Below are 12,347 nucleotides of genomic sequence, written 5' to 3' on the forward strand. Positions count from 1 at the left end.
TGGACAGGATGGCGCTGGCCAAGGCCGCGCCCCCTGTCTCCGAATACATGTGTCGCCGAATGAAAATGGCTTGTGGCCGCGAATTGAGAAAGAACTATGACCAAGGTTGAACTGGCAAAACTGCGTACCGTTATCCCCGAAATGCGCCGCGTGCGTCGCATCCACTTTATCGGCATAGGTGGCGCCGGTATGGGCGGTATTGCCGAGGTGCTTGCCAACGAAGGGTACCAGGTCACCGGTTCTGATCTGGCCCGCAACGGGGTGACCGAGCGGCTGGCGTCCCTCGGCGCCCACATCTTCGTGGGGCACAGTGCCGGGCATGTGGACGGTGCCAGCGTGGTGGTGGTCTCCACCGCCATCAAGCAGGACAACCCCGAGCTGCTGGCCGCCCGCGAGCTGCGCATCCCCGTGGTGCGCCGCGCCGAGATGCTGGCGGAGCTGATGCGCTTCCGCCACGGCATCGCCATCGCCGGCACTCACGGCAAGACCACCACCACCAGCCTGGTGGCGAGCATCTACGCCGAAGCGGATCGCGATCCCACCTTCGTCATCGGCGGCCTGCTCAACAGCGCCGGCACCAATGCCCGCCTGGGCAGCAGCCGTTATCTGATTGCGGAAGCGGACGAGAGCGACGCCTCCTTCCTGCATCTGCAGCCCATGGTCTCCATCGTGACCAACATCGAAGCGGATCACATGGACACCTATGGCGGCGACTTCTCCAAGTTGAAGGCCACCTTCATCGACTTCCTGCACAACCTGCCGTTCTACGGCCTGGCCGTGGTCTGTGTGGATGACCCCGTGATCCGCGGCATGCTGCCGGAGATCGCCCGCCCGACCATCACCTATGGCCTGTCTGATGACGCCGATGTGCAGGTGCTGGACTTCGTGCAGACCAGCAACCGCAGCCGATTCAGGGTCCGTCGCAAGGATGCTGGCGAGTTGGAGGTGACCCTGAATCTGCCGGGCATCCACAACGCGCTCAATGCCGCCGCCGCCATCGCGGTGGCGACCGAAGACGGCATAGGTGACGAGGCCATCATCCGGGCGCTCGCCAAGTTCGAAGGGGTGGGACGTCGCTTCCAGCAATACGGCGAGTTCGAGACCGGCCGTGGCAAGGCCATGCTGGTGGACGACTACGGCCACCACCCGAGCGAGGTGAAGGTGACCATCAACGCCGCCCGCGCCGGCTGGCCCGACAAGCGGCTGGTGATGGTGTTCCAGCCCCACCGCTACAGCCGGACCCGGGATCTCTACGAAGATTTCGCCGACGTGCTCTCCAAGGTGGACGTGCTGGTGATGCTGGAGGTCTATGCCGCCGGCGAGGAGCCGATCCCAGGGGCCGATGGCCGCGCCCTGTGCCGCACCATCCGCTCCCGCGGCACCCTGGAGCCCATCTTTGTCGCAACGCCTGACGACGTGCCGGCCGTGCTGGCCGACCTCATCGGTGAGGGGGATCTGGTGCTGACCCAGGGGGCGGGTAACGTCGGGGCGCTGGCCCGCCGTCTCGGCGAGATGAAATTGAGCGTGGATAGCATGAAATCCGGTGCCTGAGGGCCCAATGAGTATTTTGACCGCCAAGCCGGGGCCTATATAATGGCGAACCGGTCTGCAAGTGGCCGGCAAGGCGCGTTAAACGGGGATCGATCGGGTGGAGGCAAGGGCACAAGGGCGCACCAAGGGGGGCTTCATCGCCGGGGTGGCATTTTTCATCCTGGTCATGTGGGGGCTCTACCAGACTGCGCTGGATGTTAAAGACTGGCTGACGGATGCCAGTCGGTTGCCCATGAGCGAGCTGTTGCTGCAGGGGCAACACGAATATTTGAAGGCCGATGAGTTGCGTGCCGCCGTGCTGGATGGTGCCGAGCTTCGCAACTTCTTCGAGCTGGACGTGAACGAATTGCAGGCGCGGTTGAACGCCCTGCCCTGGGTGGCCCAGGTCTCGGTACGCAAGAAGTGGCCGAACAAGATCAAGGTCTACCTCACCGAACAGGACGTGGCGGCCCGCTGGAACGGCAACCGCTTCGTCAACACCAAGGGTGAGGTGTTCAGTGCTCCGGACAGGGTGAAGAAACCCCTGATGCAGTTGTCCGGGCCCGATGATCAGGCCGCCAAGGTGCTGGAAGCCAGCCATCAGTACGAGACGCTGCTGGCGGCCAAGGGATACAAGTTGCTGGGGGTGAATCTGACCCCCCGCCATGCCTGGGAACTGACCCTGGATGGCAACATTCAGCTGTTTGTGGGGCGCTCTGATATCGCGCTTCGTCTGCAGCGGTTTATCGATGCCTTTCCGGTCATCGAGCCCCGTGAGCGGGTTGCTTACGTGGATCTTCGATACGACACCGGGATGGCAGTTGGCTGGAAGAAAAGCGAAGAGAAAGTGAATGACCAACACCGCAGATAGAAATTTGATTGTCGGACTGGATATCGGCACGACCAAGGTGGCGGTACTGGTTGGCGAAGTATTGCCCGATGGCGAACTCAATGTCATCGGCATGGGCAGCCACGCTTCTCGCGGGATGGAGAAGGGCGGGGTCAATGACCTCGACTCCGTGGTCAAGTCCCTGCGCCGCGCGGTGGAAGAGGCCGAGATGATGGCCGACTGCCAGATAAGCTCCGTCTATCTGGGCTTGTCCGGCAAGCACATCGATTGCCGCAACGAGACCGGCATGGTGCCCATCTCCGATGAAGAGGTGACCCAGGAGGACGTGGACAACGTCATCCACACCGCCAAGTCGGTGCGACTGTCGGACGAGCTGCGGGTGCTGCATGTGCTGCCCCAGGAGTTCGCCATCGACTATCAGGAAGGGATCAAGAACCCGGTCGGCCTATCCGGCGTGCGGATGGCGGCCAAGGTGCACCTCATCACCTGCCACAACGACATGGCTCGCAACATCGAGAAGTGCGTGGAGAAGGTGGGTCTGCGGGTGGATCAGCTGATCTTCTCGGCCCTGGCGTCCAGCTATGCGGTGCTGACCGAGGACGAGAAGGAGCTGGGTGTCTGCGTGGTGGACATCGGTGGCGGTACCATGGACATGTCGCTCTTTACCGGCGGCGCCCTGCGTCACACCAAGGTGATCCCCTACGCCGGCAGCACGGTGACCAGCGACATCGCCTACGCCTTCGGCACGCCGCCGCTGGATGCCGAGGCGATCAAGGTGCGCTACGGCTGCGCCCTCGGCCGCCTGGTCAGCAAGGAAGACAATATCGAAGTGCCCAGTGTCGGCGGTCGTCCGGCGCGCAGCCTGCAGCGGCAGACACTGGCGGAAGTGATTGAACCCCGTTACACCGAGTTGCTCTCCATGGTGAATGACGAGCTGGTGCGGGTGCAGAGCGAATTGAAGGCACAGGGGGTCAAGCATCAGCTGGCCGCCGGTGTGGTCTTGACCGGTGGCGCTGCCCAGATCGAAGGCATAGTGGAGTGCGCAGAGCAGATCTTCCAGAGCCAGGTCCGGGTGGGCGAACCCATGAATATCCGGGGATTGAGCGATTACGTACAGGCGCCGGTGTACTCGACTGCGGTCGGGTTGCTGCAGTACGGCCGCACCAATCAATCCACCGGCAGTAGCAAGGAATATGCCGCCAAGGCAAGCGTAGGTGGGCTGGTCAAACGGGTCAGCAACTGGTTGCGTGGCGAGTTCTAAAGATTTTGCTGAGTCAGGCAAATAAAGCGGAGAGACAACATGTTTGAATTTATGGATAGCCACACTGACGAAGCCGTCATCAAGGTGATAGGTGTGGGTGGCGGCGGCGGCAACGCAGTCGAGCACATGGTTCGTCAAAACATCGAGGGTGTTGAGTTCATTACCGTCAACACCGACGCCCAGGCGCTGCGCAACTCCAGTGCCAACACCACGCTGCAGATCGGTGGTGGCATCACCAAGGGTCTGGGTGCCGGGGCCAACCCGGAAGTGGGCCGTGACGCCGCCATGGAAGACAGGGAAGCGCTGCGCGAGCTGCTGACCGGTTCCGACATGGTGTTCATCGCCGCCGGCATGGGCGGTGGTACAGGTACGGGCGCCGCGCCGATCGTGGCCGAAGTGGCCCGTGAGATGGGTATCCTGACCGTTGCCGTCGTGACCAAGCCGTTCTCCTTCGAAGGGAAGAAGCGGATGGGCTTCGCCGCCCACGGTATCGAGGAGCTGTCCAAGAACGTCGACTCCCTGATCACCATCCCCAACGACAAGTTGCTGAAGGTGCTGGGCCGTGGCATCTCCCTGCTGGACGCCTTCAAGGCGGCCAACGACGTGCTGCTGGGCGCGGTACAGGGCATTGCCGAGCTGATCACCCGTCCGGGCCTGATCAACGTCGACTTCGCGGACGTGCGTACCGTGATGCGCGAGATGGGGACCGCCATGATGGGTACCGGCTCCGCCTCCGGTGACGACCGTGCCGAAGAAGCGGCCGAGAAGGCCATCTCCAGCCCGCTGCTGGAAGACGTGGATCTGGCCGGTGCCCGCGGCATCCTGGTCAACATCACCGCCGGCATGGACATGACCATCGAAGAGTTCGAGACCGTGGGTAACGCGGTCAAGGCCTTCGCGTCCGAGAACGCCACCGTGGTGGTGGGTACCGTCATCGATCCGGAGATGCACGACGAACTGCGCGTCACCGTGGTGGCCACCGGTATCGGTGCCGAGCGCAAGCCCGACATCACCCTCGTCAAGAACAACATGGTCCAGGAACGTCCGGCCCGTCAGCCCCTGATCAGCGAAGCGCTGCAGTCTCGCGTGATGGAAGAGGCGCCGGCCAAGGTGGTGAACGCCGAGCCGCAGGCTCGTCGCGAACCGGATTATCTCGATATTCCTGCGTTCCTGCGCAAACAGGCAGACTAAGCCTCTGATGGCTCTGGTTTGTTTGTTGCTTAAGGATTGTGCTAAGATGGCCCGGCAACGACCATCTGGTCAGGAATTTGAGCTGTTAAAGCGGATACGCCCATGATTAGACAAAGAACCTTGAAAACGAGTGTCCAGGCCACCGGTGTGGGCCTGCATTCGGGCCGGAAAGTCACTATGACGTTCCGTCCGGCGCCTGTTAACACAGGGATCGTTTACTTGCGTACCGATCTGAATCCTGTGGTAGAGCTGCCAGCCAACGCCGATCAGGTGCGTGATACCGTGCTTTGTACCGCTCTGGTGAACGAAGCCGGCGTCCGCGTGTCGACCATTGAACACCTCTCTGCCGCCCTGGCCGGGATGGGGATCGACAACCTCTATGTAGAGGTCGACGCACCCGAAATCCCTGTGATGGATGGCAGTGCGCATCCGTTCATCTACCTGCTGCAGGAAGTGGGTATCCGTGAACAGAACGCACCCAAGCAGTTCGTGCGGATCAAGCAGAGCATTCGGGTTGAAGATGGCGACAAGTGGGCGGAATTCCACCCCTATCGCAACGGCTTCAAGATGGATCTCGAGATCGATTTCCAGCATCCGGTGTTTGAAGGCCGCAACCAGCGTTGCGTGCTGGACTTCTCCGGCAGCTCCTTCGTGAAAGAGATCAGCCGTGCCCGTACCTTCGGCTTCATGCGTGATATCGAGTACCTGCGTTCCCAGAACCTGGCACTGGGCGGCAGCCTGGAAAACGCCGTGGTGCTGGATGACTACCGGGTGCTGAACGAAGATGGTCTGCGTTACGAGGACGAGTTCGTCAAGCACAAGATGCTGGATGCCATCGGTGACCTGTACATGTGCAACCGCAGCATCATCGGTGAATTCCGTGCCTACAAGACGGGCCATGCCCTGAACAACAAGCTGCTGCGTGCCTTGCTGGCCCAGCAGGAGGCCTGGGAACTGGTGACCTTCGAGGGTGAGGGCGACAAAGCGCCCATCGCTTACTACGACAACGGTCTGGTTCTGGCCTGATAGCTGTGCAACAGGACGTCGGTCATCTCTCCGCACCGACGTCCTGTCATTTGTTTATTCCATCCTTTAATACCGATTATCTCCCGGTTTTATTGCCCGTGCAGGCCCTTGGCCTCACCTGACCGAGAAGACAGATTCCTATGAGCATTACCCTGATCCTCCACGGTAAGCAGCGCCGCAAGTTGCACTTACCCAAACAACGTCTGGCCTGGGTCGGCGGTATCCTCTTCACTGCATTGGCCTTGGGGAGTGGCTGGCTCTGGCAGAGCTGGCACCAGAAGATGGAGGCGCTGGAAGTGGCGCTGACCCTGGCGCAGCAGCAAAAATCCACGCAAGGGGCCGATGAAGCCCGCGAACAGCTCGCCATGCTGGCGGCCCAGGTGGGCACGATGCAGGGGCAGCTCGGTCGTCTCAACGCCCTCGGCGAACGCCTGACCGAGAAGGCGGACCTCGATCCCGAGGAGTTCAACTTCAAGGAGCTGCCCCCCATGGGCGGTCCTTCCTACGAGGCGGACCTGGAAGTCAGCCTGGGCGAGCTGCAAGACTCCATGGAACACCTCAACCGTCAGCTCAGCAGCCGCGAAGAGCAGCTGTCGGTACTTGAATCCTTCATCATGAATCACCATATCACCGATGCCGGTTTCATCTCGGGTTCACCGGTGAAACAGGAGCGGGTCTGGATCTCCTCCGGTTTCGGTGGCCGGGTCGATCCGTTCAACGGTCGCGCCAAGATGCACAAAGGGGTGGATTTCCGCGGCAAGCCCGGCACCCCCATACTGGCGACCGGCAAGGGGATCATCAGCTGGGCGGGGCGTCACCCTGAGTTCGGCAACATGGTGGAGATAGACCATGGCAATGGTCTGGTTACCCGCTATGCCCACAATTCCAAGTTGCTGGTGGATGTGGGCACCCTGGTCGACGAAGGCCAGAAGATCGCCCTGATGGGACGAACCGGTCGTGCGACCGGAGTTCATTTGCATTACGAAGTGTTGAAAGATGGTCGTCAGGTCAACCCCGCGCGCTTTCTGAATGCCAGACGGGGTTAGGTTTTTTCTTCAGGTTCCAGTGACGGAACGCTTATATAACCAAAACAGTTGGTACCCATGATTAGCACACTGCTCACCAAGATTATCGGCAGCCGGAACGACAGAACGCTCAAGGCTTTGCGCAAAATTGTAAAACAGATCAATGCGATGGAGCCTCAGTTCGAGGCACTGTCCGACAGCGAGCTGCAGGCCAAGACCGCCGAGTATCGCCAGCGCCTGGAGCAGGGTGAGACCCTGGAGCAGTTGCTGCCGGAGGCCTTCGCCACCGTGCGTGAAGCTTCCCGCCGGGTGTTCGGCATGCGCCACTTCGACGTCCAGCTGATCGGCGGCATGGTGCTGAACTCCAACCGCATCGCCGAGATGAAGACGGGTGAAGGTAAAACCCTGACGGCCACCCTGCCAGCCTACCTGAACGCCCTGACCGGCCGCGGCGTCCACGTGGTGACGGTGAACGACTATCTGGCGAAGCGCGATGCCGAGGCGAACCGCCCGCTGTTCGCCTTCCTCGGCCTGACCGTCGACTGCAACGTGCCCGGCATGGATGCGTCCCAGAAGCGCGACGCCTACGCCGCCGACATCACCTACGGTACCAACAACGAGTTCGGCTTCGACTACCTGCGCGACAACATGGCGTTCTCGCCGGAACAGCGCGTGCAGCGTCCGCTCAACTATGCGCTGGTGGATGAGGTGGACTCGGTGCTCATCGATGAAGCCCGTACCCCGCTCATCATCTCGGGCCCGGCGGAGGACAGCTCCGCCATGTACACCCAGATCAACAAGCTGATCCCCCTACTGGTCAAGCAGGACAAGGAAGACTCCGAAGAGTACACCGGCGACGGCCACTACACGGTGGACGAGAAGAACCGCCAGGCGCTGCTGACCGAGAACGGCCAGATCTTCGTGGAGGAGCTGCTCAAGAAAGAGGGGCTGCTGGCGGAGGAGGACTCCCTGTTCTCCGCCACCAACATCAGCCTGCTGCACCACGTCAACGCCGGCCTGCGTGCCCACACCCTGTTCGAGCGCAACGTCGACTACATCGTCCAGAAGGACGAGATCGTCATCGTCGACGAGCACACCGGCCGTACCATGCCGGGTCGCCGCTGGTCCGACGGCCTGCACCAGGCGGTCGAGGCGAAGGAAGGGGTCAAGATCCAGAACGAGAACCAGACCCTGGCCTCCATCACCTTCCAGAACTACTTCCGCCTGTACGACAAGCTGGCGGGCATGACGGGTACTGCCGACACCGAGGCGTTCGAGTTCCAGCAGATCTACGGCCTGGACACCGTGGTCATCCCGACCAACAAGCCCATGGTGCGAAAGGACATGGGGGATCTGGTCTACCTGACCGCCCAGGAGAAATACGCCGCCATCGTGCAAGACATCCGCGACTGCGTGCAGCGCGGCCAGCCGGTGCTGGTCGGTACCGTCTCCATCGAGAACTCCGAGCTGCTCTCCGGCATCCTGACCAAGGAAAACATCCCGCACAAGGTGCTGAACGCCAAGTTCCACGCCATGGAAGCGGAGATCGTCGCCCAGGCGGGCCAGACCGGCGCCGTGACCATCGCCACCAACATGGCGGGCCGGGGTACCGACATCGTACTCGGCGGCAACTGGCAGGCGGAGATCGCCCAGCTGGAGAACCCGACCAGCGAGCAGATCGCCGAGCTGAAAGCCGCCTGGCAGGTGCGTCACGATGCCGTGCTGGCCGCCGGTGGCCTGCACATCATAGGTACCGAACGCCACGAATCCCGTCGTATCGACAACCAGCTGCGCGGCCGTTCCGGTCGCCAGGGTGACCCGGGCTCCTCCCGCTTCTATCTCTCCATGGAAGACACCCTGATGCGGATCTTCGCCTCCGATCGCGTGACCGGCATGATGAAGAAGCTGGGCATGGAAGAGGGCGAGGCCATCGAACACCCCTGGGTGACCAAGGCCATCGAAAACGCCCAGCGCAAGGTGGAGGGTCGCAACTTCGACATCCGCAAGAACCTGCTGGAGTTTGACGATGTGGCCAACGATCAGCGCAAGGTGGTCTACGAGCAGCGCAACGAGCTGCTGGACACCAGCGACATCTCCGAGACCATCCACGTCATCCGTGACGACGTCTATGGCAGCGTCATCGACGAATACATCCCGCCCCAGTCCCTAGAGGAAATGTGGGACGTGCCGGGTCTGGAGGCGCGCCTGAAGTCCGACTTCGCGCTGGATCTGCCGCTGCAGCAGTGGCTGGCGGAAGACGACAAGCTGTATGAGGAGAAGCTGCGCGAGCGCATCCTGGAAGAGGCCACCAGACTCTATGCCCACAAGGAGGAGCTGGTCGGCAAGGAGGTGCTGCGCAACTTCGAGAAGGCGGTGATGCTGCAGACCCTGGATGGCCTGTGGAAGGAGCATCTGGCGGCCATGGATCACCTGCGTCAGGGCATCCATCTGCGTGGCTACGCCCAGAAGAACCCCAAGCAGGAGTACAAGCGCGAGTCCTTCGATCTGTTCACCCAGATGCTGGAGACCCTCAAGCGCGACGTGGTCAGCATCCTGAGCCGTGTCCAGGTGCAGGAGCGCGACGTGGAGGCGATGGAAGAGCAGCAGCGCCAGCAGGCACAAGCGGCTCCCCGCACCTATACCCACGCCGCCGCCGAGAACCAGCTGGCCGACGACGAGGCCCAGCCCGAACCGGGTCACGTCACCTTCGTGCGGGACGAGCAGAAGGTGGGCCGCAACGATCCCTGCCCCTGCGGCTCGGGTAAAAAATACAAGCACTGTCACGGTCAGTTGACCTGACACCCTGCCATGATGAATACACCGCCTCCGGGCGGTGTATTTGTTTCCGGGACAGGAGGAGATCGCCGATGAGCAAGCTGCCGGCGGGGTGGGATGACGAGGCACATAGCCATTGGTCGAGGGGGGATCGCCAGCAGGCTGTCCAGCAAGTGTTGATGAGGCTGAACGAGGCAAGGATCAAGCCCGTTCCCCAGCAGCTGCAGTTGGCCTATTACTTCTTTTTGTCAGGGGATCCCGCCTCGGCCGCCCAGGTACTGATGCTGGCGCACCAGGGCTCGCCAGAGGACGACGAGGTGCTGCGCAATCTCTGCGTCTGTCTCTCCCGCTCGGGTCAGCATGAGCGGGCCGTGGTTCATCTGACCGAGCTGGTCCGCCGTGAGCCGGCCGATTATCTGACCTATGACGGACTCTGCACTTCCCTCGCCAAGCTTGGGCGCTATGCCGAAGCCGCGGTGGCGGGGGCCCGGGCCCTGACCCTCAAGGATGAGGCCGTCTCGCAGCCCGTCGAGGGGTGGGCGCTGCCGGCAGAGGGGCCGGCCGCCTGGCTGGCCGGGCAGGGGGAGAGGCAGCCCGTCATCGCCTTCTCCCTCTGGGGCAAGCAGGCCCGTTACTTGCGGGGAGCGCTCGACAATGTGCTGGCCGCAGCCTACCTCTATCCCGGCTGGCGGGTGCGCTTCTACGTGGATGCCAGTGTGCCGGGAGAGCTGCTGACCTGCCTGCGGGAGCATGGCGCCGAGGTCAGGATGCAACCCGACGGTCAGTCCCTGCGTCAGCGCCTGTGCTGGCGCTTCCAGGTCGCCAATGATCCCGGAGTGGGACGCTTTCTTGTGCGCGATGCGGACTCCGTGCTGAATCTGCGGGAGCGGCTGGCGGTCGATGACTGGCTTGCATCGGGGCGCTGGTTCCATATCATGCGTGACTGGTGGAGCCACACCGATCTGGTGCTGGCAGGCATGTGGGGCGGTGTGGCCGGCGTGCTTCCACCCTTGCAGCCGCTGCTGGAGGGTTATCAATCCAGGACCATGGAGACGCCGAATATCGATCAGTGGTTCCTGCGTGACTGCCTGTGGCGCTATCTGCGCCAGAGTGCGCTGGTACATGATCGCTGCTTTGCTCCGGCAGGCGTCGTCCCCTGGCCGCAGCCGGCCCCGGCGGGCAATGAACATGTGGGGCAGGATCTCTTCAGGGCCCAGGGGGAAAAGCAGGCCGCTCGGCTGGCCCCCTGGATCGCCCGTTTGTCGTGTTTACGTTGAGGACAATGATGGAACAGAAGAAACGGATCTGGGTGGCGGTCGGTGTCATCGAGAACGAACAGGGCGATATCTTCATCGCCAAACGCTCCGCCGATCGCCATCAGGGAGATCGCTGGGAGTTTCCGGGGGGCAAGGTGGAGTCGGGGGAAGACCTGCTCACCGCGCTGGACAGAGAGCTATGGGAAGAGATCGGGATCCGGGTGCAGGACTGCGCTCCCTTCATGGAGCTGCACCACGACTACCCCGACAAGCAGGTGTTGCTGGATATCTGGAAGGTAACCCGTTTCCATGGCGAGCCCTTCGGCAAGGAGGGGCAGGAGTGCCGCTGGGTGCCGCTGGCCTCGCTCCACGAGTACCACTTCCCGGATGCCAACGGCCCCATAGTGGCGCGGCTGCAAGCCTCGCTGGCCTGAGGGCAGAGCACAACCATTGAAAAAGGGCCGGTCAGGCCCTTTCTTGATCGTGTTGTGTTTATTGCCAGGGATCGCCCTGTTCCGGGTCGGGCAGCAGATCCGGGTTGATCTCGCCGGGAATGCGCTTCTCTTCGTCGGCCCATTCACCGAGGTCGATCAGCTGGCAGCGCTTGCTGCAGAAGGGGCGAAACGGGCTCTCGGGAGTCCATTCAACCTCACTCTGACAGGTGGGGCATTTTACCTTGGTGACCATGTCGTTCTCTCCTTAGCAGCAGGCGAGCTGGAAGGGGACGTCGCCAATCTGCTGTTCCGTCGTCGGCAGGAAGCGCAGGGCGAAGCGGTTCTTGTGGCCGCTCAGGGTGGGGTAGCAGGTTTGTCCATTAGGCAAGCGAATACGTATAAGCTCGGCCCCTTCGGCGGTGTCCTGGAAGAAGCCGTTGGTGGCCACCTGATCGCTGAAGTTGCCTGACTCGCGCCACAGGCGCAGCAGCAGGGAGATGGCGTTCATCAGCAGGGTGATGTCGCTGAGCCATTGCTGCATCTGCTGGTGGCGGGCGACGGCCGGCGTGGCCAGCCAGTGATGCAGCTGGGGTACGTCGAAGGCGCACAGCCCTCCCGGAATGGAGAAACGCTGGCGGATGGAGCCGAGCAGGCGATCTTCCTTCAGGCGGGCACCGGGACGGGGGGAGTTGAGCAGGCTGCGGGAGAGCTGGGTGCTTTCCTGCTGCATCCGCTGGATCTGCTCGAGGTCGACGTCAGGCAGGCTGGCCCAGTGGCTCAGCCGCTGGCCGAGGCGCTCCAGATCCTTGATGAGATCGGCGCGCAGGTCGCCGCGCTCCAGCAGCTCCTGCAAATCGAACAACCCCTTGAAGAAGGCGATGTGTGCCCAGGACTGGTCACTCTCCAGATTGTCGCGGATCTGGGAAAACAGGGACTCCAGACGAAGATAGGTCCGGCTTTTTTCATTGAGGGGGAAATCGTAAATCATGCCTAATCCTG

At 62.2% G+C, this 12,347-nt stretch carries 11 protein-coding genes; 9 read left to right on the top strand and 2 right to left on the bottom strand.

Annotated elements, in window-relative coordinates:
- Positions 1-96: 96 nt before the first annotated feature.
- The 9 genes from murC (at position 97) to mutT (ending at position 11,348) form a co-directional block, all read left to right on the top strand.
- Positions 97-1,551 (top strand): UDP-N-acetylmuramate--L-alanine ligase, encoded by a 1,455-nt coding sequence (gene murC, locus R2B70_RS02245; protein WP_318162529.1) that lies wholly within the window; start codon positions 97-99, stop codon positions 1,549-1,551.
- 97 nt (positions 1,552-1,648) lie between these two features.
- On the top strand, positions 1,649-2,401 hold the full coding sequence (locus tag R2B70_RS02250) for a cell division protein FtsQ/DivIB (protein ID WP_029314839.1): 753 nt from the start codon (positions 1,649-1,651) through the stop codon (positions 2,399-2,401).
- A complete protein-coding gene (gene ftsA / locus R2B70_RS02255; protein ID WP_025328454.1) occupies positions 2,382-3,641 on the top strand; it encodes a cell division protein FtsA in 1,260 nt (419 codons plus the stop codon). Before R2B70_RS02250 ends, ftsA begins: the two co-directional genes overlap by 20 nt.
- Positions 3,642-3,680: 39 nt before the next feature.
- Positions 3,681-4,832: a cell division protein FtsZ gene (gene ftsZ, locus R2B70_RS02260; RefSeq protein WP_005305686.1), complete on the top strand. Its 1,152-nt coding sequence runs from the start codon at positions 3,681-3,683 to the stop codon at positions 4,830-4,832.
- Between the two features lie 102 nt (positions 4,833-4,934).
- Positions 4,935-5,858 (top strand): UDP-3-O-acyl-N-acetylglucosamine deacetylase, encoded by a 924-nt coding sequence (gene lpxC / locus R2B70_RS02265; protein ID WP_124813883.1) that lies wholly within the window; start codon positions 4,935-4,937, stop codon positions 5,856-5,858.
- A 140-nt stretch (positions 5,859-5,998) separates the two neighbouring features.
- The gene (locus R2B70_RS02270; RefSeq protein WP_318162530.1) at positions 5,999-6,904 is read left to right on the top strand and encodes a peptidoglycan DD-metalloendopeptidase family protein; all 906 of its coding nucleotides are present in this window, start codon (positions 5,999-6,001) and stop codon (positions 6,902-6,904) included.
- A 57-nt stretch (positions 6,905-6,961) separates the two neighbouring features.
- On the top strand, positions 6,962-9,682 hold the full coding sequence (secA, locus tag R2B70_RS02275; protein ID WP_209794192.1) for a preprotein translocase subunit SecA: 2,721 nt from the start codon (positions 6,962-6,964) through the stop codon (positions 9,680-9,682).
- A gap of 68 nt (positions 9,683-9,750) precedes the next feature.
- On the top strand, positions 9,751-10,935 hold the full coding sequence (locus R2B70_RS02280) for a tetratricopeptide repeat protein (RefSeq protein ID WP_318162531.1): 1,185 nt from the start codon (positions 9,751-9,753) through the stop codon (positions 10,933-10,935).
- 8 nt (positions 10,936-10,943) lie between these two features.
- On the top strand, positions 10,944-11,348 hold the full coding sequence (mutT, locus tag R2B70_RS02285; RefSeq protein WP_318162532.1) for an 8-oxo-dGTP diphosphatase MutT: 405 nt from the start codon (positions 10,944-10,946) through the stop codon (positions 11,346-11,348).
- Between the two features lie 58 nt (positions 11,349-11,406).
- Here mutT and yacG read toward each other — a convergent pair whose 3' ends face one another.
- Together yacG and zapD are read right to left on the bottom strand one after the other, a co-directional pair.
- Complete coding sequence (gene yacG, locus R2B70_RS02290; RefSeq protein ID WP_042077620.1) at positions 11,407-11,601, bottom strand: DNA gyrase inhibitor YacG; 195 nt, start codon at positions 11,599-11,601, stop codon at positions 11,407-11,409.
- Positions 11,602-11,613: 12 nt separating this feature from the next.
- Positions 11,614-12,336, bottom strand: a complete 723-nt coding sequence (gene zapD, locus R2B70_RS02295) for a cell division protein ZapD (protein WP_209794190.1) — start codon at positions 12,334-12,336, stop codon at positions 11,614-11,616.
- Between the last annotated feature and the right edge of the window lie 11 nt (positions 12,337-12,347).

Origin of the sequence: Aeromonas sp. XH (assembly GCF_033348475.1) — a bacterium.
Classification (GTDB): domain Bacteria; phylum Pseudomonadota; class Gammaproteobacteria; order Enterobacterales; family Aeromonadaceae; genus Aeromonas; species Aeromonas sanarellii.

What these genes read in the sequence shown, in the direction of transcription:
- R2B70_RS02270 (WP_318162530.1), top strand. Translation starts at nt 5,999, where the DNA reads ATGAGCATTACCCTGATCCTCCACGGTAAGCAGCGCCGCAAGTTGCAC.
- zapD (WP_209794190.1), bottom strand. Translation starts at nt 12,336, where the DNA reads ATGATTTACGATTTCCCCCTCAATGAAAAAAGCCGGACCTATCTTCGT.
- lpxC (WP_124813883.1), top strand. Translation starts at nt 4,935, where the DNA reads ATGATTAGACAAAGAACCTTGAAAACGAGTGTCCAGGCCACCGGTGTG.
- murC (WP_318162529.1), top strand. Translation starts at nt 97, where the DNA reads ATGACCAAGGTTGAACTGGCAAAACTGCGTACCGTTATCCCCGAAATG.
- yacG (WP_042077620.1), bottom strand. Translation starts at nt 11,601, where the DNA reads ATGGTCACCAAGGTAAAATGCCCCACCTGTCAGAGTGAGGTTGAATGG.
- mutT (WP_318162532.1), top strand. Translation starts at nt 10,944, where the DNA reads ATGGAACAGAAGAAACGGATCTGGGTGGCGGTCGGTGTCATCGAGAAC.
- R2B70_RS02280 (WP_318162531.1), top strand. Translation starts at nt 9,751, where the DNA reads ATGAGCAAGCTGCCGGCGGGGTGGGATGACGAGGCACATAGCCATTGG.
- ftsZ (WP_005305686.1), top strand. Translation starts at nt 3,681, where the DNA reads ATGTTTGAATTTATGGATAGCCACACTGACGAAGCCGTCATCAAGGTG.
- secA (WP_209794192.1), top strand. Translation starts at nt 6,962, where the DNA reads ATGATTAGCACACTGCTCACCAAGATTATCGGCAGCCGGAACGACAGA.
- ftsA (WP_025328454.1), top strand. Translation starts at nt 2,382, where the DNA reads ATGACCAACACCGCAGATAGAAATTTGATTGTCGGACTGGATATCGGC.